Genomic DNA, 21076 nt, shown 5'->3' with positions numbered 1-21076 from the left:
ACTCTGTGATGAAACAAGCAAACACACTCAAGAAATTTACATTTAATCCAATCGCCTACGCATGTCTTTTAACTATTTCTGCGTTTTCCGTTCACGGGCAAGAGCAGGCTGAAGAAAGCGACGACACGAAAGAAGTAGAAGTAATAAAAGTTACAGTAGGGCGGTTACCAACTGAGCTTTCTTCTGTGCCTCATTCAGTTACTATTATTAGCAGTCAAGAACTCTCTGAACAATCTAGAGTAACGACAGATCTCGGTTCAATGTTAGCAAACACGGTTCCGGGCCTTGGTGTTAGCTCAAATTCTAATTCTAATTTTACACAGACGCTTAGAGGAAGGAAGCCTGCTGTTCTAATCGACGGTGTTTTAATTGGTACGCCTCTTCGCGATGGTGGGCGTGAACTTCGAACAATATCTCCATCTGCAATAGGTTCAATCGAAGTCATTAGAGGCTCATCGTCTGTTTATGGAAACGGCGGGGCGGGAGGCATCATTAACTACATAACAAAAGAACCGGTACTCGGCAGTTTTGAAGGTTATGTAAGCATTGGTATCGGTGGATCACTCACAGAGTTTGAAGATTCAGAAAGCTTTTTGAGCGAATTTATGGTCTCAGGTAAGCCCGGTAATTTTGATTATATTGTTTCAGGTACCTATGAAGACATTGGTTTAATGTATGACCCAGACGGTGAACTTATTCCACCCGACCCATTTTTCCAAGGCGGGTTAGCAGACACCACTAATGAAAGCATATTCGCAAAAATTGGGTATGATTTTGATGATAATAACCGTTTAACTGTGAGCGGTTTGAGCTTTGTAAGTGAGCAAGGCCTAAACTATGCCTTAGATTTCTTCAACCCGGGTGATAGAACACAAAATGAGTTTCAAAGCGCAATCAGCATAGATGAGTTTTTTGACCAGCTATCATCCGTAGGTTTAGACAACGGTTTTGGTACTCCCTTTGACAGTAGAAGACTTCCTGTTATCACTGACAATCAAGTCTTTGTAGCAAAATATGTTTCCTCAGAATTGTTTGCAGAGACTGACTTAACCGTTACTGCATTTTATCAAGATGTACAAAATAGATTCAGTTGGTTCGAAGGATTTCCAGCAGCTGATCCTGCTAATCCCGACCCTTTTATCAGTACGCCCGGAGCGAACAGCGAAATTACCTCTTCTAAAAAAGGACTTAGAGTAGATTTTATCACGCCAATCTATGAACTCTTAGATGGTGGCAAGGTTTTATGGGGCCTGGACTATGGCGTAGATGAGTCTGCGCAACCGCTTGCTGATGGACGTGTTTTTGCACCCGATATGGAGCTAACAAGCACTGCTATTTTTGCGCAATTAGAACTTGATGTTGCCGAAAACTTCACACTAAGAACCGGCTTTAGATATGAAGATGTAACGGTGGATGTTGCTGATTTTACTACCTTATTCTTGTCGCAAGATATAACGGGCGGGGAACTGGAATATAGCGAACCTCTATTCAATATAGGGGGTGTTTACAATCTCACGAGTAACCTAGATATATTCGGCGGGTTTTCGCAAGGTTTCATTGTAACCGACATCGGACGACTCATTCGAGTGGCTGATTTTGAAGGGATATTCGACCTTGCAACTTTGAACCCAGAGCCGCAAGTGATCGACAACTATGAATTAGGTATAAGGGGAACTTGGAACGACTTTGCATTTACCTTTGCTGGCTACCAGAGTAACTCTGAAGAGGGAACCACATTAGATTCACTTACCCTTGAGGTAGCAAGAGCACCTGAAGAAGTGTGGGGGTATGAGGCAACTATCGAATATGATCTTAGCAAGACGGCAAGCGTCGGGGCTTCCTATACATTTGTCAACGGTCATGCAGACTTTGATGATAACGGAAGTTTTGAAACGCCGCTTAATTCAGCTCGAATAAATCCTCCAAAAGCGACGGCTTTTATGAAATGGTCAGCACTTGATGATTGGCAGATGCAACTTCAGTTCTTGTACTCTGAAGCTGATGATAGATTTGCTTCAACGCCACTTGACCAGCGAGGTTTTGCTGAGACACCGCTAGATTCATTTCTTTTGGTTGATTTTTCTGTTTCAGTGCCGCTTTACGGCGGTTTTATCAGCCTGGGTATTAATAATCTCCTAAACGAAAAATACGCACCTTTAGATGCTCAATACGTAACTGATTTTAATCCAGAAACCCCCGATAATGAATACGCGGCTGGAACAGGACGCTCGTTCATACTTCGATACAGCTATTACATCGATTAATTCAAATAACACTTAAAAGCCATGTTCATAACATGGCTTTTTTGGAGCATCCTATGTCGAATTCATTGTGGTTCATGCTTATTGTAGTGCTAATCTTTCTGTTAGCTTTTACCGTTTCAAATTCTAACCCTTCTACGACGCTAAAGCATACTGATACTGCAGCAGACCAATACGTTAATACCAAAGATATTAATGGCATAAAAATTTTTTACAGAGAAGCAGGCAGTCGCGAAAACCCTACAATTGTGCTCCTTCATGGCTATCCGACATCTTCAATAATGTATGATAACTTAATACAATTGTTAAGCCCGCACTATCACATTATCGCACCAGATTATCCTGGATTTGGTGAAAGTGATGTCCCCTCTAGAGAAGCCTTTACCTACTCTTTTGACAACTTTGCAACGCTTATTGAAGAGCTGTTACAACAGCTAAAACTGAAAAAATACAGCCTTTATATGCAAGACTATGGCGCACCTATTGGATTTCGCATTGCGTCAAACAATCCGCAAAATATTGACGCATTGATAGTGCAAAATGGCAATATATATGAGCAGGGCTTAGATCCTGAAAAATGGTCAAGAATGCAACGTCTGTGGAAAGAGAGAAACACTGAAACGGAAGGGCTCTTTTTAAATCGCTCATTTACACTTGAGGCAATGAAGTGGCAGTACACTCATGGAACACGATCCCCCGAATTCATAAACTCGAGACGATGGGAACACGATTTTGCAAAAATCTCGAGAGATGGTCAGGCTGATATTCAATTGGATTTATTTTTTGATTATCAACACAATGTAGCCTTGTACCCACGTTGGCAACAATATTTAAAGGAGTATCAACCACCAGTACTCGTGGTGTGGGGCAAAAATGATTTACTATTTGAGGTGTCCGGCGCTTTAGGATTTTTAGACGATGTTCATACCTTGGAAGTACATCTGTTAAACACTGGTCACTTTGCGCTAGAAGAAGATAGCGATGTAATCGCCGATCTCACCCATCGATTTCTATCTCGATATACTTATTGAACTAGGGTGAATATACCAAAGTCTCTTTACATTTCTGCAGTGAGCTTCTTATTGTAACCACGCTTTACATTCTGTAGTGGTCAACAAAATCCGGACACCTTTTTAGCTAATTTCTCAGCCCTAGCAGGCGCTAGCCCATCGTTAAATTGATGTGGTCTTTCCCAGTTGTAATAGTTCATCAGGTAATATCCCACATCTCGTTTTGCTTCGTTGAGTGAACGGTAGCCTTGTGTCGGCATCCATTCAGATTTATAACTTCTAAACACACGCTCCATCGGGCTGTGATCCCAGCAATTTCCTCTTCGGCTCATGCTTTGTGTCATACGATAACGCCATCTTTAACATATTCATTTCGTGATAGAAACGATGACTTGAAATTTATTGATCAACTCAATGCTCAACCAGTGGCGATTCAAGAAGCAATAGCACCGGCAGTGATTGGTTTACAAGCGAGCGCTTTTGCAGAATGGGAAATAATTACAGCTGGTTTGAGATACGATATAAGTTCTCGTGCAGCTTTTAAAGCGGAATGGTCCAAGTTTACTAACGAGTTGGATGCTGAGACAGATGCCAATATATATCGACTGGCAATTCATTATATTTTCTAACCTTTTTAATCTAATCTCAATGATCGATTAAAAAAACTCCATGGGGAAACGCGATAGCTTTCCCACTTTTTATGAATAGCCATATAGCTTGCACTAATGGTTGAGTGCAAAACCAACGATAGATATGTAAAGCCTAATTTGATTTGCTGTGTATTTCTGCAATTTAACCCAGAGAATCATTTTGAATTCGCTTATTGAGGGTGCTTTTTTACGCCCCAAAGCCTAGGTATTCCCAAAGCCCATGGCTCATATCCTTCGACAGTTTTGCCAACAGCATCAATTCTAGGAAAATCAGACAGTCCGACTGTAGGTGTCCAATCGAGCATCTTTTGGTGTAACTGATCGAAGAGCGCTTGTCTCAGCTCACTATCGCGTTCAATTACAGCCCTTGTTACTAAAGACTCAGCCTCCATGTCTTCCCACATATACCAAGCATGATCGCCCTTTTGACCCACCATAGCGCTGTACATTAGCGCAGGGTCCGTCCTCACAGAGAATGAAATTAGTGTTAGCGAATAATCATTTTGTGCATATTTTGCGCGATGTTCGGCCCATGTCTCATATTCAACGGCACTATTGATGCCAACTGCTTGCAGCATTTCTGCAACGAGTTCTGCTGCTCTGCTAAATACTGGATATGGTGCTTTGCTCGCGAGTATTGGGATATATTCACCCGCGTATCCGGCTTTGCTTAATAGGTGCTTTGACTTTTCTACGTCATATTCAGTGCCGCGCTGTTGTACCAAGCTAAAATATGGCGAACTTTTGGCTACTGCTGAATGGTTGACTTTAGCAAAACTACCAACAGATTCTTTGATAATTTTTTGTTTATCGAGTGCATATGCAATGGCTTGACGCATCTCGACTTTATCTAATATCGTGTTGGAACGACTTTGCACAATCAGCTGCAGAAATGAGGGAACGGTAGTTTTACGTAAAACAGTGTTTTGGTGATTGATAACATCCGTTTCTGTCAAAATATCGATATCTGGCACTAAATCCAGCTCGCCTTTACTCAACTTGGCGAGTGCTTCGGTTTTTGATGTTTGTACAAAAAACTCGATTTTTTCTAGCAAAACCTCTTTGTTTCCAACCAATCCATTTCGCATTCCTGCTTGTCCACGATAGTGCTCGTTCTTAGAGAGAACAATAGATTTCCCTTTTGACCAACTTTCAAGTTGAAATGGGCCTGTGGCAATGGGGCTTTTCCATTTACCATCTTTACCCAACGAATCAGGATGTATTATCGGATAAATACAATGTTCGTTAGCTAAGTGATGAAGAAACATTCCAGAGGGGCTTTGCAATCTGACCTCTAATTCAAATGGTGATAATACTGAAATATCCACAATGTAGGCGGGGCGAATATATTCTTCAAAGCCGCCATTTAACTGATCTCTGCAATGGGCTCCCCAATCTCGTTCTACACTCAAAAAACGCTCAAAATTCCATTTTACAATCTCTGCGTTTAAGGATTCGCCGTTGTGGAACATCGCATCTTGGCGTAACGTAAATCGATACGTTTTACCGTCGTCCGAGACATCCCAGTGCTTCGCAAGTAAAGGCGCTAGCTCCATATTCTCATCGTATGCGACAAGCCCTTCGTATATCTGATGCAGTACCATGATGTTAGCGTTATCGTGTTTGTCGGTATATTCAGTGCTTGCAATGTCGCGATCAATACCTACTCTCAGAATATTATCGGACGCTGCAACAAAACAAGAAAATAGCGTACCTGCAACAATTACCCAGCGTAAAAATTTCATTATCTACCATCCCAAAAAAATTGACCTAAACTATGTGCTGATTTCATTGCAGCGTCCTCTGCGTCGTCCATAACACCAGAATATTCAAGGTAATTATGTAGCAAGCTGGGATAGTGGCCGTGAGTAACGCTTATATTATGTTGTTTTAAGTGATTAACTAAGGCAAAACCATGATCTCGCAGAATATCAAAACCTGCAGTCCCAACGTATGTGGGAGGAAAATGCTTGGCTTGAGGATGTACTAAAACATCGATGAAAGGATTGTCTTCTGGTATGCCATCAGGAAACATGTATTCCATAGTTGTATCAACAATCCATGGATCGAGGCCATAGCCATTTTTAAATATTATTTCAGAGTCGTATTTGCCGGTACCGATTACGTCAACATGGGGATAATAAAGTAGCTGATAATCAGGCACTCGTTTATCATTTTCTAAAGCCTTTAAACTAATCGTTAAGCTTAAAAAAGCACCAGCGCTGTCTCCTCCTACTGCAATTCGACCTGCATCACCTCCAAATGAGCTAAGGTTGTCAACAACCCAATCATAAATATATGTCGCATCGTTTACAGGTGCTGGGAAATGATATTCTGGCGCTAATCGATAATTCGCTGAAACAACAATAACATTGGCTTCATTCGCAATTAGACGAACGGCTCGGTCGAGGGCGTCTATTGACCCAAAGATGTATGAACCTCCGTGAAAGTAAACGAGAACAGGTAGCGGCTTATCTTTCTCGGTTAGAGGGGTATATATCCGTATTTGTAGTTTTCCTTCGGGTGTTTCAATCCATTTATCTTGAGTGCTTTTCATTGCTTTAGATATTTTACCCCTCGCAGGCCAGTTGATATCAGTGCGTTGGCGAAACAGCTCTCTACCTTGCTCCGATCTAAGCATTTTTTCATAGCCTTTGTTCTGTTCGGGATTTGTGTATTTTTCTAACAGGTATTGCATCTTAGGGTGCAGTGTTTGCCCGTCTATTACCCGCTGTGGCGAATTTAGGCGTTCGATGAAAAATGCATTTGACTGAGAAAGATATTCAAAACTTGCATGATTATCGCCTTCTGCAAGCGCTTTCGCTGTTTGTTTTACTTCATTTGTTTCAGCCTCAACCGTTTGGTTTTGCCTGAGGTTCGCCAGCGTTTCTGCACTATAAGATTGAAGAGTAATAGAAAAAACGAGAAGAAATAGGTGAATATGATGTGACCTAGCGTTTTGCTGCATAAGAATGTCCTTTATATAGTTGTCTTGTATTTTTTACAAGAATAATACAAACTGTAATTTGGCAAAGTGAAACAGTCAAGGAGTTTCCATGAAGCACTTAATGAGGGTGAAGCATGCGAGTAATAAAAATGAAGCCTTAGACAATGGGCGTAGAGATGCCCTCGGAACGCTTATCAAGGGAAGCATTTTTGCTAGTTTTGTGAGTAGTCCTTTGGCATTTACAGTTGAGCGCCCATACCCTTACCCGCCCGCGGTGAAATTTGAACATGGTGTTGCCAGTGGTGACCCCAGTGAAGATGGAATTGTTATTTGGACACGAGTCAGTCCAATTAATGAAAAAGAAGCAACTTCGAGGAATATCGATGTGAGTTGGCAGCTGTCGATAGACAGACAGTTTGAAAATCCAGTTTCACAGGGGATTTATCGCACATCCAAAGCCAATGACTTTTGTGTCAAAGTATTGGTTGAAAAATTGGAAGCCGGTCAAACGTATTTTTATAAATTTCAGGTCGGTGCGGTTGAATCACCGATTGGCACAACGAAGACGTTGCCCACAGGTAGCCTTGAAAAATTAAGGGTCGCTGTCGTATCGTGTGCCAATTTCCCATTTGGATATTTTAATGTCTATGACCATATTTCTAGGCGCCTAGACATCGATTTTGTTTTGCATTTAGGCGACTACCTGTATGAATACGGCACAGCGGAAGGCGAACTTGGCGCAAAAGAAGGAAATCGCTTAAATCGTCCTCATATACCAGCAAATGAGACGATCACACTATCGGACTACCGGCAGAGGCACTCGCAATATAAAAAGGAATTGGCTTCTCAAGCTGTTCATGCCGCCCATCCATTTATTCTCATTTGGGATGACCATGAATTTGCCAATAATGCATATAAAGATGGCGCACAAAATCACAGTCCAGAAACGGAAGGTGACTGGAAAAAACGAAAAGAATCTGCTCTTAAAGCTTATTTTGAATGGATGCCCCGTAGAGAACCTAAACATAACAACGATAGCGTCAAAGCATGGAAGACATATGAATTTGGCGATTTAGCAAGCTTCATTTGTTTAGAAACGCGACTTGCTGTAAGAGATAATGAGGTCCTTTATCAAGACGGTTTTAGCGATAGAGAATCATTTTTTCAGAACACGCTTGGAGATGAGTCAAGACAGTACATTGGTCCAAAACAGCAAGACTTTGTGGCTGATGCGCTATTGAAATCAAGACAAAGGGATAAACCATGGCAAATCCTCGTCAATCAATGCACCATGGCACGCTTACACATGCCTGATTTGAGCCCTTACCTTTCCGAATCAATAATTGACGAACTTGAAATAGCCTTACATCCAGCACCAAGAGAGCACATTGTTCAATATTTATCAATGACGAAGTTCGATCTTCCGTTTAATCTTGATGCTTGGGATGGATATCCACACGAACGAGAATTACTTTATAATGCCATTCAAAAGACTGACGCAAAGGTTTTAGTCCTCACCGGCGACACGCACGCGTTTATGACAAATACCTTGTATGATAATAAGGGACAAAGGCGAGGCATTGAGCTTGGTACGAGTAGTATCACGTCTGAAAGTTACATTATGGAGATTTTCAAAGCAGTCGGCATCGATTTCCCAACGATGGCGACGGAAATCAACCGAGAAATAGATTATTACAATGCCTTTGCCCGCGGATATATTGACTTGACACTGTCTAAGGAAAAAGCCATAGCGAATTATATTTCGGTCAGCACAATTGAAGATGAGGAATATCAAACGAATTCAGAGAGAAAATTGCGCATTCGCGACTCGCTCGAAGGACTTGTCTATGAGGTAATGTAGATAAATTAACGCTCAAAGTTGGTTAGTTGACAATATAAGCCGTTATTTCCATTCCAATAAAAACAAGACCTCATTAATCAATTCAGGAACTCTAAAAGGTAAGATGAGTATTAGAAGCTATAGGACAAATTTAACCGAAGCCTGTTTTCATAATTAATCAATGGCATACCTGGCATTGCGTCGAGTACTTTAAAGCGATACGCCGTGAAGTCGAATAGCAAGCTTGGTGCAAGAATCCATTGAAATACTAAACTATGGTTCTTGTAGTTCGTCGCGATCGGGATATTATCATTAGAAAATGCTGCTAGCACTGCATCCTGCTCTAATGCTGATACAGAGTAGAGCAGCGACCAAGCCTGAGTGTTATCTATCTGGCCCAAATATAGCTCTACGCGCCAGCCTGAGTCACCTTGAATATTTGCATCAATATTTTTCACCAAATGCAGACGCAGGCCTGCTTGATTGAAGTACTCCATTGATGTGTAAGCTACATCCATGTAAACATCAATGACGTCAAAATTACTTAAATAACTACCATCAGGCTTTAAGGCATTTGTTCTAAAATCACCCTCGTCAGCTGAGTCTAGAAATGTGAGCGCATAGTTATAACGTGATAGATGACTTATCAAGGAAAGGTTTTCGGAGTTATATTCCGCGCCAATTTGAAGCCCATTCATTGAACTATCGCTGCCGCGTGCATTTTCATCAATTAAAAAATGTGTCGCATTAAGATATATATGCCAATCTGTATTTATGGCTTGCCGGTATTGTCCACCAAGCCCCTGCAGAGGAATATCGCCATCCCAAATCATATCTGTACCGCTAAAAATTTGCGGAAACTTACCAAAAAATAAACTAGTCGGCCCTAATGCATATTGACCATAGAGCTGGTCGATGCCCAAATCTAAATCGTCGTCAAACGAACCTAAGGTGATATCACTAGTGTTTGGGTCATCCCGGTCTCCACCCACCAAACGAGCACCAATAGTTAACTGATTAAAAGGGGTGATAGTCGCGCCTAATCGTCCTCTTATTACTCCTCTTTCTCTGGCAGATTCGCCAGGCAATGGCGAGTTATATTCATAGCGAATGCGAGCATCACCAAAAACACTAGGATCTAAGGCTTCTAATTTTGCCACTATTGAAGACTCGCTGTTAGACGGCGCTTCTGTTTCTGATGAGCGTTTATGCTCATTAGAAACAGCGTCATTTTGGTTGCCGATGACAGTAGCTTCAATAGACGTATCACTTTTTTGTATCTTTGCAATCGCTGCTTCTAAAGTCGCTATTTTTTTATTTAACGCCTCTTGTTGTGCTTTAAGTGCTTGAAGCTGCTCTATTATATTGGCTTGCTCATTTGTCTTACCCACATTAAAAACCATAAGCAAGCCCAAACACATCCCTATTCTCGCTCCAATTTTCACAAAGACTATCGCTCCCTATTCAATTTTTAGTGCTTGTGCGAAAAAGATATTATCGTTCACTTAATACTCCAGTAACTCGATATAGTATTTCGTCAGCGGTTTTGACATTGTCCACGTCACTTCAATGCCTTTTTGAATGAAAAACACATCGCCTTTGGAGAAGGTATAAATGTCATCTGTGGAATGTAAGTTAAGCTCACCATCAACGATCCAGCATATCTCGCTCACAGGATATGCATCAAATTTTACTTGGCCCGCTTCTGACCGCCATACGCCGAGGCTCACTGCGCTTGACTCAAGATCCAGTATGCTAAGCGCTGATTCCTGTGGATCGCCGCTAATAACCTGTTCTGGAAAAGACAGTCCTATCGGTTTCATTTTATTTACAAAAAGGTTTGAATAATCTAATTTTTCAATTTTATTGAGCATGCTTATTCCTTAGGTATTTTGTCAATCGTTTGCTGGAAAACCAAATGCAGGCCCAGTCTCTTGAGCATTATCCGACCAGCGCTGAGTGATAGTTTTGCGTCGTGTATAGAATTTAACGCCGTCTGGACCGTAAGCGTGTAAATCACCAAACAGCGAATTTTTCCAGCCTCCAAAACTGTGATAAGCCACTGGTACCGGAATGGGTACATTGACGCCAACCATTCCAACCTCTATATGCTCCTTAAATCGCTGAGCAGCAAAGCCGTTAGTAGTAAATATCGCAACCCCGTTACCGTATTGATTTGCATTTATCAGATCTACAGCCTGCTTCAAATTATCTACTCTCAACACACATAAAACAGGTCCAAAAATTTCTTCTTGGTAGCATTTCATCTCTTTATTTACATGATCAATCAATGTTGCTCCCATAAAAAAGCCCTTTGCTTCTCCGGCAATTTTTGGGTATCGACCGTCAACAACAAGGCTCGCGCCTTGACGCTCTGCCTCTTCGACATGCGCCTGCACTGCTTGCAGATGTTGCTTCGTTATCAATGGACCAAAATCGTTGCTGTTTTCCGATGAAGGCCCTACTTTAAGATGCGCGATTTTTGCTTTACACGCTTTCACAAAGTCATCTGCTGTCTTTTTACCTACACATACTGCAACAGATATTGCCATGCAGCGCTCCCCAGAAGAGCCAAAGGCGGCACCGATTATTTGATCGCTTACAAAGTTTACATTCGCATCAGGCATAATCACCGCATGATTTTTAGCACCGCCAAGCGCTTGACATCGCTTGCCGTTGGCTGTGGCCGTTTTGTAGATTGATTTAGCAACAGGTGTCGAGCCGACGAAACTGACTGCCTTGATTGCCGGATGATGCAGAATTGCATCTACGGTTTCACGTCCTCCGTGAATGACATTGAATACGCCGTCTGGAAGGCCAGCTTGTTTTAGCAATTTTGCTAAAAATATAGCTGCTGACGGGACTTTCTCAGACGGCTTTAAGATAAAACAATTCCCACAAACAATGGCTAATGGAAACATCCACAAAGGCACCATTGCAGGAAAATTAAAAGGCGTAATACCGGCTACAACGCCTAACGGGTGAGGTTCGGTAAATACATCAATGCCACTACCTACCTGTCGATTATGCTCACCTTTCAAAGCCAAAGGCGCACTACAAGCAAACTCAATGTTTTCAATGCCGCGTTTGACCTCACCTAGGGCATCATGCGCAATTTTCCCATGCTCTTGTCCAATCAGTTGGCATAAGTAGTCGATATTCTCTTCAACCAGCGATTTAAATGTAAACATGATGGCCGCTCTTTTACCGAGAGAGACTTTCTTCCATTTTTCAAACGCTTGTTCTGCCATCGACACACATAGGTCTACCTGTGTTGCAGAGGCATGCACAACGCGTGCGGTTGATGCACCAATTGACGGGTTAAAAACGTCGCTGTGATTAAAATTGCTGTTTCTATCTACGTCGCTTGCCATCAATTCGTCGCCGTTAACAAAATGCGGTATAGTGTCCATTTTATTTTACCTATTGTATTTGTTTGATTGTGTCGGACAGAGCATTTGCAAGGGAATCAATTTCTGCTCGTGTCGTGATAAAAGGCAGGCCAATCTGAATGGTGTCGTTGGCGTACCGAACATAAAAACCTTTTTCCAGCATCGACATGCCAATATCAAAGGTTCTCGCCATTGGATGGCTAGCTCTGTGCTCAATTGTCAAACCAGCGGCAAAGCCCAAATTACGGATGTCAGTTACGAAAGGGAGCCCTTTCAGACTATGAATAGCGTTTTCAAAGTAAGCAGCATGATCATTGACGCGTGGAATTAGGTTTTCCTTTTCCAATACCTCAAAATTTGCTAATGCCGCTGCGCAAGCGACAGGATGTGCAGAGAAGGTATAGCCGTGTGGAAGTTCAACGGCAAATTCGGGCCCAGCATTTTCCATGAAAGCTTCATAAATATGCTCTTTTACCACTACCCCACCCATTGGAATGGCACCATTTGTCAATTGTTTGGCAATGGTGATGATATCGGGACAGACATCAAAATATTCTGCACCGGTCTTTTTGCCTAAACGGCCAAATGCACATATCACTTCATCAAAAATCACTAAAATATTGTGTTTTCTCGCAATATCTACAAGTCTCTTCAAATAGCCTACAGGTGGCGGCAACACGCCAGCAGAGCCTGACATAGGCTCTACAATCAATGCTGCTATATTTTCTGCGCCATAAAACAAGAGTTTTTGCTCCAGTTCTTCTGCGATGTGCGCCCCCTGTTCAGGGAGGCCTTTAGAAAACTCATTCCCAGAAATCTGTGTCTGCGACAAGTGAATTGCGCTAACTCCCTCGCCAAACATGGAGCGATTTGCCGGAATACCGCCAACGCCTATGCCCCCAAAATTGACGCCGTGATAGCCTTTTACTCTGCCAATAAAACCAGTTTTTGAAGACATGCCTTTTTTGCGCCAATATGCGCGCGCAATTTTCATCGCGGTATCGGCAGATTCGGAGCCGGAACCTGTGAAAAAAACACGCGTAAATCCCTCAGGCATATAGGCCAGCACTTTCTCAGCTAGTTGAAATGACTTTTCGTGACCGAATTGAAAAGCTGGACTGTAGTCAAGCGTTTTGATCTGCTTGTACACAGCTTGATTGATTTCATCGACGTTGTGACCTAGGCCACAAGTCCACAAACCTGACAAGGCGTCAAATATCTTGTTTCCCTTATCATCGTAATAATACGCCCCTTTTGCTTTGGAAAAAATGCGAGGTGATTTATTAAATTGACGATTGCCTGAAAAGGGCATCCAGTGCGCTTCAAGCTGTGATTGGCTGATGATGCTCATGCGTTCTCCAATAAGAAAATACATGTTGATTATCCAGTAAGCATTAACTTTAATAAATATATTAATATACAGGTTTACTTTGAGATAAATGAAAGTAAAGTTGGGACCTGTTTGGCGCTAGAAAAGTTTAAAAGGATCGCGCATATGGCGAAAAGCAAAGCATTTTTAGGTCAATTTTCAGATGCAGACTTGCGTTTGTTAAAAATTTTTAAAATAGTGGCAGATGCAAAAGGACTAAGTGCGGCAGAAGCAAAACTAAACATCAGTTGTTCAACTATTTCAAAATACATTGGTGATTTAGAACAACGACTTAATCTTGTGCTTTGTGTGAGAGGTAGAGGTGGCTTTAGACTGACTGATGAGGGTGTCTCAGTTTATCAGGCGATCACCAAATTGAACGGCGCTATCGACAACTTCAAATTGAGCATCAATGAATTACATGAGTCGATTTCCGGTACGATAAGAGTGGGCCTTTTCGATAAGATCCTTTCAAATCCAAATGCGAACCTGATTGAGGCACTTGAGCGCTTCACTACGCTAGCCCCTGAGGTAAAACTAGAATTGATGGTTGAGCCCTTAAACAGTATTGAGACAAACATAGTCAATGAGCACTTACATCTTGGGATCGTGCCGACAATAAAGCAAGTTTCTGGCATAGAGTACTGTCCGCTCTTTGATGAGCATATGTCCTTGTATAGAAGTCCAAATTTACATTTAGAAGGGACTGACGAGCAGGCTTTAATGGCAATACCCTATGTAGGTTTAGGTTACTACTCGCCGAATATGGCGATTAGCCAAACTTTAAATTTGATATCTTCGGCTGTAGCTAGCGATCAAGAAGCAGTAGCTATAATGATTTTGACTGGGAAATACATTGGATTTTTACCGGACCACTATGCGGCGAATTTCGTTGCTGAAAAAAAGTTAATAAAGATAGAAAATCAACGATTTACTTATGATTGCTCATTTAAGCTCATTCACAAAAATTCTAAGAAACTTAATCGCCCAGCGTCAATTCTTAAAAAATGTCTTATTGATAGTCACTAAGCGAGTTATTTGTACCAGTCCCAATCATCATCGCCTACGTATTCGGTAACCTGTTTAGTTTCTAGAAAGTTTTCCAGCCCGTTTTCGGCTAGTTCGCGTCCAATACCGCTGCGTTTCACTCCTCCCCACGGTGCCTCTGTAAAGGTTGGTTGTGAGCAATTTATCCAAACAATTCCGCTCTCAATCTGTCCCGCCACACGTTGGCATAAATCAGGGTCTTGGCTCAATACTGCAGCACCTAGACCAAACTCTGAATCATTCGCAATACGCACAGCTTCTTCTTCTGTCGAAAAAGTGCATGCAGTAAGCACCGGTCCAAAAATTTCTTTTGTCCACGCGCATGATGATCGTTTCTCATCAACTAAAAGTGTCGGCTCAAAAAAGTAACCTTTTTCCAGATGCTTGGGTCTCTTCCCACCGAATATTAATGTAGCGCCTTGATCTATTGCCTCCCTTACCATCGCAGTCACCTTTTTGTATTGAACTTTTGAAACAAGCGGACCGAGTTTTACGCTTTTGTGCATGCCATCGCCTATTGCTATACTATTTGCTCGCACTGCAAGCTTGTCAAACAAGCGCTCTTTTATTCGCTCGTGCACGATTAATCTCGATGTAGCACTACACACCTCACCCTTATTCCAAAAAATGCCAAACATTATCCATTCGACTGCTTTGTCTACATCAACGTCGTCAAAAATCAGAATAGGGGACTTGCCACCTAATTCTAAGGCGACATTTTTGATATCAACGGCTGCACTTTTCATTACGGTTGCGCCAGTGGCATCGCTACCGGTAAATGCAATTTTTCTAATTTTTTTTGCTTCTACCAGCGCTTGGCCTGCGGTATGTCCAAAACCAGTGATTAAATTGACAACACCGCTAGGCACACCCGCGTCCTTAATTATGTTACAAAGCTCAATTGCAGTTAAAGGCGTAAATTCGGAAGGTTTTAGTACCATAGTGCATCCGGCTGCCAATGCCGGTGCTACTTTCCATGCGGCCATGAGCAAGGGGAAATTCCACGGAATAATAAGGGCGCAAACGCCAATAGGTTCATAAAATAATCTGCATTTAAAATTAATATCTGGTAACGTTACAGACTTGCCCTGTCGATCATCTAATCCTCTCGCTAATTTTGCATAATATCGAAAGCAGCCAGCTGCATCTTCTATGTCCCAAACAGATTCGGCCAATGGCTTACCGTTGCTTTTGGTCTCTAACTCACTAAGCATTGTGATATTGGCTTCGATGCCATTAGCGATAGCTTCCAATATTTCGGCTCGTTCATTTGCGTTAGTGTGATACCAATCCGATTTCAACGCTTTATCGGCGCTATCTACCGCTTTATTCACATCTTCCTTAGTAGCACTAGAAACATGAGCAATTGTCTGCTCGGTAACCGGATTTACTACTGAGATAAAGTCTCCATCGGATGCGCAACACCATTTATTATCTATAAATAGTGTGGCAGTTGTCTGTTCAGTCATTGCTAAGTCCTTATGGCCTTAATAAGCACACTGTGGTGTTGGTTCACTTGATGAAAAACAGTTTCTTCATCGTCGAATTCTAAGGTTTCACAAAAATTGAGAGCCTTCGGTGTTTTATTGCTTATTCGACGGGTTGTCAGTTTATATTCTTGAGTAATGTGGCACTTCTCTAAATAGGGTGACGCTTCTATTAGTCTTCGTGTGTAGGGATGATGAGCATTTTCAAAAATATCTGTCGTCGCGCCTTTCTCGACAATGACCCCGTGTTCCATCACAACGACTGTATCGGCAAGTTGCTGCACGACCGCTAAATCGTGTGATATGAACAACATTGAAAATTGACGTTCTTGCTGCAGACGATTCAACAACTTCAATACTTTTGATTGGACAGTCAAATCTAATGCAGAAACAGGCTCATCTGCTACCACGAGTTTGGGGTTTGAAATAAGTGCCCTCGCGATGCAAACCCGTTGCCGTTGCCCACCAGAGAGTTCATGAGGGTAGCGTTTAAGAAACTCTCTCGGTAGATCAACCTCTTCAAGCATATCGCCAGCCATTTTTCTTCGAGTTTCATACGATAAATCAGCTTGCAAAATACCTTCATATAGTATTTCTTCAAGCTTCATCTTGGGGTTTAATGAAGAATAAGGGTCTTGGAAAATCAACTGTACAATATCTGGGTGCAAGTTGCGTTTTGCTGAAGAAGTTTCATACAAACGATGTCCATCAAGCTCAACGCTTCCGCTTGTCGGTTGGCATAACCCAACGACCGTGCGACCGAGTGTACTTTTACCAGAACCAGATTCCCCGACTAAAGCCGTTACGTTGCCGGGTAAAATGCTTAAATTCGCTGATTTCACAGCCCTGAATATTTTGCTTTCTTGCCAAGGGAAAAATGCCTTGCTTTTGAAGCTCACAGACACATCATTAATCTGCACAACAGGTGCACTCTCACTTACGTTTAAAGGCTTCGGTTTATATATCGGCAATGCTTCTAACAGCTTCGTTGTATATGGATGCTTTGGCTTGGCAAACACTTTTGAACATTTCCCTTTTTCAACCACTTTTCCTTTTTCAATGACCACAACTTCATTTGCATAATCAGCGACAACGCTAAGATCGTGAGTAATGAGCAATACAGATGCATTAATCTCGCTTGTTAATTCGACTAACATTTGCATCACGCTATTTTGCACCGATGCGTCTAAGGCAGTTGTTGGCTCATCAGCAATAACGAGCTTCGGCTTTAACAACATGACAGAGGCAATCATGATGCGTTGTCGCAATCCACCTGAAAGTTCATGTGCATACTGAGTAAGTCTTTTCTCTGGCTCTGGTATGCCCACTTTGACAAGCATTGTTTTAGCACGCTGCAATGCTTCAGATTTTGTCAGTTTAGTATGAAGTAAAAGACCTTCAATCATCTGTTCACCAACGCGCATCGACGGATTTAATGACACCATCGGCTCTTGCAAGATCAGACCAATCTCACGCCCGCGGTATTCACGTATCTGTGCTAATGACAACTCATTGAGCTCGATGCCATTCATCACAATGCTGCCGTTGATAAGTTGGCAATCATCAGGCTGAAGTCTGATGATTGACTTGGCAAGCAAGGTTTTGCCGGAACCAGATTCACCGATCAGTGCAACTATTTCACCCTTTTTTATGTGAAATTCGGCCTTTTCAACAACGAGATTTGTGTTTTCTAGCGCTGAAAAGCCTAAGCTAAGCTCAAAAATAGATAATACCACCTCTGACTTTGTCATAATTTAAACCTTGGGATCTAAAACATCGCGTAAGGCATCACCCAACATGCTGATACCTAATAACGTAAGAGAGATAACCACCCCTGGCACGATGCTCAGCCATGGAGCAACACCGAGATATTGACGGCTATCTGCTAGCAAGCCTCCCCAAGTGGCAGCCGGAGGAGCTACGCCTAAACCTAAAAAGCTGAGCGCACTTTCAATTAATAAAACAGTGGCAAACATGGATGTTGCTAATACAATCATTGGGCTTAAGGTATTGGGCAAAATATGCTTGCCTAAAATTGTAAAAGTGGGCTGACCAAGCACAAGACAGGCCTCAACGTATTCTTTTTCACGGATGCTTAATACGGCTGATCGCATTACTCTAGCCGCAGTGGGAATATAGGCGATAGCCAAGGCAATAATGATTGAGGGAAGAGAAGGGCCCGCCACCGAAAGAAACAATAACACCAACAAAAGGGGAGGAAATGCCATAACAGCATCGAGTACCATTACGACTAATCGATCGAATATACCTGACTTATAACCTGCCATCGCGCCTATCGCACCGCCAATGATGATAGCTATCAATGTAGTAGATGCACAAACGATAAAACTGACGCTACTTGCTGCAAGCAGTCTGCTGAGTAAGTCACGACCATATTGGTCTGTGCCGAGCAAAAATTCGGGATTTGGCGCGCTTAACCGGCTGTCCAAATGCATAAAAAGGGGATCATAGGGCGTGTATATTAACGAAATGAGCGTCATTAATAACCAAATACTACAAAGCACAGAGCCTATGGCCAAATTCAATTTCTTCATGCTATAACTTAACTCGCGGATCAAAGAAAGGATAAAGTAAATCGACAAGTAAATTTACTAACACAAAAACACCACCCATCAATAATGTTGATGCTTGTATTACCGGATAGTCCCGACTGTATAAGCTATCGACCATTAGGCGACCAATGCCTGGAAGCGTAAATAGCGTTTCAATAACCGCCGCGCCGCCGAGCAGTGAACCGATGACCATACCAATTATCGTCAAGGTGGGGGCAAAGGCATTTTTAAAGATATGTCGCTTAAGAATTTGAATTTCTGAGAGGCCTTTTGCACGAGCGTTGAGCACGAATTCCGTATTTAGGATATCAATCGATGTTGAGCGCATCATTCTGGTGAACTGACCAATTACCACAAGCGCGAGCGATACGACAGGTAATATGAGATACCTGATTGCCTCCTGCACGTTGTCAGAAAGCGCGACATAACCAATTGTGGGTAGCCACCTTAATTCAACGCCGAACACTAAGACCAGCATGAGTGCTATCCAAAAACTTGGAATACTAAGCAAGAAAATTGATAGCATCATGATGCTGTGGTCAGTAAAGGTGTTGTGCTTTAGCGCGGCATATAGACCGCTCGGTATGGCGATAATTATTGCGATGCCAACGGCCACCATAACAAGTTGAAAGGTCACAAAAAAGCGATCAAAAATTAGTTCTGAAACCGACTGACCGGTGATGATAGAATTGCCAAACTCAAAGCTCAACATATCGCTGAGCCAGATGAGATATTGCATAACTATCGGCTTATCCAGGCCTAATTGAGCACGCATTTGTTCGAGCGATCGTGCGTCTTGCATATCTCCAAGCATCAATGCTGCTGGGTCACCCGGTAAAATTCGCACCATAATGAATACGATTAGGCTTGCTATAAGAAGCGTCGGAATCGCCAAGAACACGCGCTTTAAAATATAATTGAACATTATTGACGCCTTCCCTCTTCTTTCTTAACACCCCAAAATCGAGGCGTTTGAAGTGTATAAGGTGCGTAGTCAATTAAGCTTGGTGTCGTGACATCAATGATGTATTGGTTATGTAAATTGATAAGCGGTATGTCCTGTATCATTAACTTGTGCACTTCACAAAACGTTTCTTTTCTCTGTTCAGCACTGATTTCTCTCATTGATTGATTAAGAAGACCGCGTGCTTTATCATTTTCCCATTGATAGTAGGGATGTTGCGACTTATCGCCTAAAATCGCTTCGTATGCTAACAATGGGTCGGTACGACCGCTATAGCCAAACACCATGAGCTGAAAATTGCCAGTGAGGTATAAATCTACTTGTGTTGACCACTCTACCACTTCCAGTTCTACGTTGAACCCTGCTTGCGTCAGCATAAAATGAATAAGTAAGGCATTATCGTACATATGGTTGTAGCGTTTGTTTGTGATGAGTGATATTGCTTGCCCGACGTAACGGCTTTGTTGAAGAAATTGTTTAGCTTTGCTTTTATCAAATGTATAGCCGGCGGTATGGCAATCTGAATAGTATCGAGATTGTGTGCTTACTACTGAAGGATTTTGTTTAGAAATACCGCCAGATACGCTTTGTGCAATTGAATTAATGTCGAGTGCGGAGGCAATCGCCTGTCGTAAGGCAAGGTCGCTAAGAAGCGGATCCTTAGTTTGAAACAATAGCGTATTCCAATCAAAACTTTGCTGCTTATGAACTTCAAGATTCGTTTCATTTATAACGTCATACAAGCTGGTAGCATCTAGACGTCCTGCCATATCAATTTGGCCTGACAAAAGACCTGCGATACTGGATGAAATATCTGGAATTATCTGCCATTTTATCTTATCTACTAGGGCTCTTTTAGCGCCCCCCAAGCCATCTTTCTGAGCACCAGAAGAGCGGTATTGTGTAAAGGCCTCCAGCGATACGAATTCGCCCTTTTGCCATTGTGACAATGCATAAGGGCCTGTTCCAATTGGTTCAATAAAGTTCCCGTCTTGATCAAAAGAATCAGGGTGCACGATGTAGCCCCCACATTGAACATTAGCCAGCTTATCCAAAAAAGAGGCATCGGGTGTATTGAGGGTCATAACGAAGGTTTTATCGTCGGGAGCCTCAAGTTCAATGATTTCCAAGCCCCTACTTCCGTCATACCATGAGCGACAAAGCCATGTTCCATCTGGATCTAAAATTCGCTCGTAATGCTTTTTTACCACCTCTGAATTAAGTGGCTTATCATTGTGGAAAACGACTTTTTCACGCAGCGTAAACTCATATGTCAAGCCGTTTTCACTGATATTGACAGATTCCGCTAAGAGGGGAATAACGCCGCCTTTTTCATCATAAGTGACAAGACCTTCGTAGATGTGCAAAAACAAATCATCAGTAAACACATCTCTTGAAATACCCGGTTCAAATCCTCGAACGTCATTGCGCAACGCTACAACAATTTGACTGTTGCCATCTCTAGGCTTTATGGATTCATTTTCGGAAGAACAAGCCGATAAAGATAATAGAACAAATACTACAATGACTCTCACC

16 protein-coding genes and 1 pseudogene are annotated in these 21076 nt (G+C 42.2%); 5 read left to right on the top strand and 12 right to left on the bottom strand.

All coding sequences use genetic code 11. The features are described from left to right. The first annotated feature begins 8 nt into the window (after nt 1–8). Both KIU71_RS02070 and KIU71_RS02065 read left to right on the top strand, forming a co-directional pair. Nucleotides 9–2264 carry a TonB-dependent receptor gene (locus KIU71_RS02070; RefSeq protein WP_214129496.1) on the top strand — a complete coding sequence of 752 codons (2256 nt, stop codon included), beginning with the start codon at nt 9–11 and terminating at the stop codon, nt 2262–2264. 53 nt (nt 2265–2317) lie between these two features. Next, nucleotides 2318–3292 (top strand): alpha/beta fold hydrolase, encoded by a 975-nt coding sequence (locus KIU71_RS02065; RefSeq protein ID WP_214129495.1) that lies wholly within the window; start codon nt 2318–2320, stop codon nt 3290–3292. Nucleotides 3293–3372: 80 nt separating this feature from the next. Here the strand turns inward: KIU71_RS02065 and KIU71_RS02060 are convergent. Further along, nucleotides 3373–3627: pseudogene (locus KIU71_RS02060) on the bottom strand (integrase core domain-containing protein); the annotation flags it as partial. A 36-nt stretch (nt 3628–3663) separates the two neighbouring features. Between KIU71_RS02060 and KIU71_RS02055 the strand changes: the two are divergent. Beyond that, nucleotides 3664–3900, top strand: a complete 237-nt coding sequence (locus KIU71_RS02055) for a hypothetical protein (protein WP_214129494.1) — start codon at nt 3664–3666, stop codon at nt 3898–3900. A 191-nt stretch (nt 3901–4091) separates the two neighbouring features. On the opposite strand, the gene KIU71_RS02050 is transcribed toward KIU71_RS02055, so the two are convergent. Next, nucleotides 4092–5666, bottom strand: coding sequence for an ABC transporter substrate-binding protein (locus tag KIU71_RS02050; RefSeq protein WP_214129493.1), 1575 nt, complete (start codon nt 5664–5666; stop codon nt 4092–4094). Continuing rightward, nucleotides 5666–6889 (bottom strand): alpha/beta hydrolase, encoded by a 1224-nt coding sequence (locus tag KIU71_RS02045; protein WP_214129492.1) that lies wholly within the window; start codon nt 6887–6889, stop codon nt 5666–5668. Before KIU71_RS02045 ends, KIU71_RS02050 begins: the two co-directional genes overlap by 1 nt. Before the next feature lie 88 nt (nt 6890–6977). Between KIU71_RS02045 and KIU71_RS02040 the strand changes: the two genes are divergently transcribed. Further along, nucleotides 6978–8729 carry an alkaline phosphatase D family protein gene (locus KIU71_RS02040; protein WP_214129491.1) on the top strand — a complete coding sequence of 584 codons (1752 nt, stop codon included), beginning with the start codon at nt 6978–6980 and terminating at the stop codon, nt 8727–8729. A gap of 110 nt (nt 8730–8839) precedes the next feature. Here KIU71_RS02040 and KIU71_RS02035 read toward each other — a convergent pair whose 3' ends face one another. The 4 genes from KIU71_RS02035 to KIU71_RS02020 are packed head-to-tail and all read right to left on the bottom strand — an operon-like array spanning nt 8840 to nt 13451. Then, entirely contained in the window at nt 8840–10153 is a 1314-nt protein-coding gene (locus tag KIU71_RS02035) for a putative porin (RefSeq protein ID WP_214129490.1), read from the bottom strand. A gap of 60 nt (nt 10154–10213) precedes the next feature. Next, nucleotides 10214–10582 (bottom strand): cupin domain-containing protein, encoded by a 369-nt coding sequence (locus KIU71_RS02030; protein ID WP_214129489.1) that lies wholly within the window; start codon nt 10580–10582, stop codon nt 10214–10216. 21 nt (nt 10583–10603) lie between these two features. Further along, nucleotides 10604–12121, bottom strand: a complete 1518-nt coding sequence (locus KIU71_RS02025) for a CoA-acylating methylmalonate-semialdehyde dehydrogenase (RefSeq protein ID WP_214129488.1) — start codon at nt 12119–12121, stop codon at nt 10604–10606. Between the two features lie 10 nt (nt 12122–12131). After that, nucleotides 12132–13451 carry an aminotransferase class III-fold pyridoxal phosphate-dependent enzyme gene (locus KIU71_RS02020; protein ID WP_214129487.1) on the bottom strand — a complete coding sequence of 440 codons (1320 nt, stop codon included), beginning with the start codon at nt 13449–13451 and terminating at the stop codon, nt 12132–12134. Between the two features lie 144 nt (nt 13452–13595). Between KIU71_RS02020 and KIU71_RS02015 the strand changes: the two genes are divergently transcribed. After that, nucleotides 13596–14498 (top strand): LysR family transcriptional regulator, encoded by a 903-nt coding sequence (locus KIU71_RS02015; RefSeq protein WP_214129486.1) that lies wholly within the window; start codon nt 13596–13598, stop codon nt 14496–14498. 5 nt (nt 14499–14503) lie between these two features. On the opposite strand, the gene KIU71_RS02010 is transcribed toward KIU71_RS02015, so the two are convergent. Genes KIU71_RS02010 through KIU71_RS01990 form a run of 5 tightly spaced genes read right to left on the bottom strand, consistent with a single transcriptional unit; the run spans nt 14504 to nt 21075 of the window. Beyond that, complete coding sequence (locus KIU71_RS02010) at nt 14504–15985, bottom strand: aldehyde dehydrogenase family protein (protein WP_214129485.1); 1482 nt, start codon at nt 15983–15985, stop codon at nt 14504–14506. A 2-nt stretch (nt 15986–15987) separates the two neighbouring features. Continuing rightward, nucleotides 15988–17754: a dipeptide ABC transporter ATP-binding protein gene (locus KIU71_RS02005; RefSeq protein ID WP_214129484.1), complete on the bottom strand. Its 1767-nt coding sequence runs from the start codon at nt 17752–17754 to the stop codon at nt 15988–15990. A gap of 3 nt (nt 17755–17757) precedes the next feature. Continuing rightward, nucleotides 17758–18558, bottom strand: coding sequence for an ABC transporter permease (locus tag KIU71_RS02000; RefSeq protein WP_214129483.1), 801 nt, complete (start codon nt 18556–18558; stop codon nt 17758–17760). A 1-nt stretch (nt 18559) separates the two neighbouring features. Then, nucleotides 18560–19501, bottom strand: a complete 942-nt coding sequence (locus tag KIU71_RS01995) for an ABC transporter permease (RefSeq protein ID WP_214129482.1) — start codon at nt 19499–19501, stop codon at nt 18560–18562. Continuing rightward, a complete protein-coding gene (locus tag KIU71_RS01990; RefSeq protein WP_214129481.1) occupies nt 19501–21075 on the bottom strand; it encodes an ABC transporter substrate-binding protein in 1575 nt (524 codons plus the stop codon). Before KIU71_RS01990 ends, KIU71_RS01995 begins: the two co-directional genes overlap by 1 nt. Between the last annotated feature and the right edge of the window lies 1 nt (nt 21076).

Source organism: Alteromonas oceanisediminis (genome assembly GCF_018474025.1).
GTDB lineage: Bacteria > Pseudomonadota > Gammaproteobacteria > Enterobacterales > Alteromonadaceae > Alteromonas_E > Alteromonas_E oceanisediminis.
Note: the sequence above shows the minus strand (reverse complement) of the source record. Positions and strands in the feature narration are given on the sequence as shown.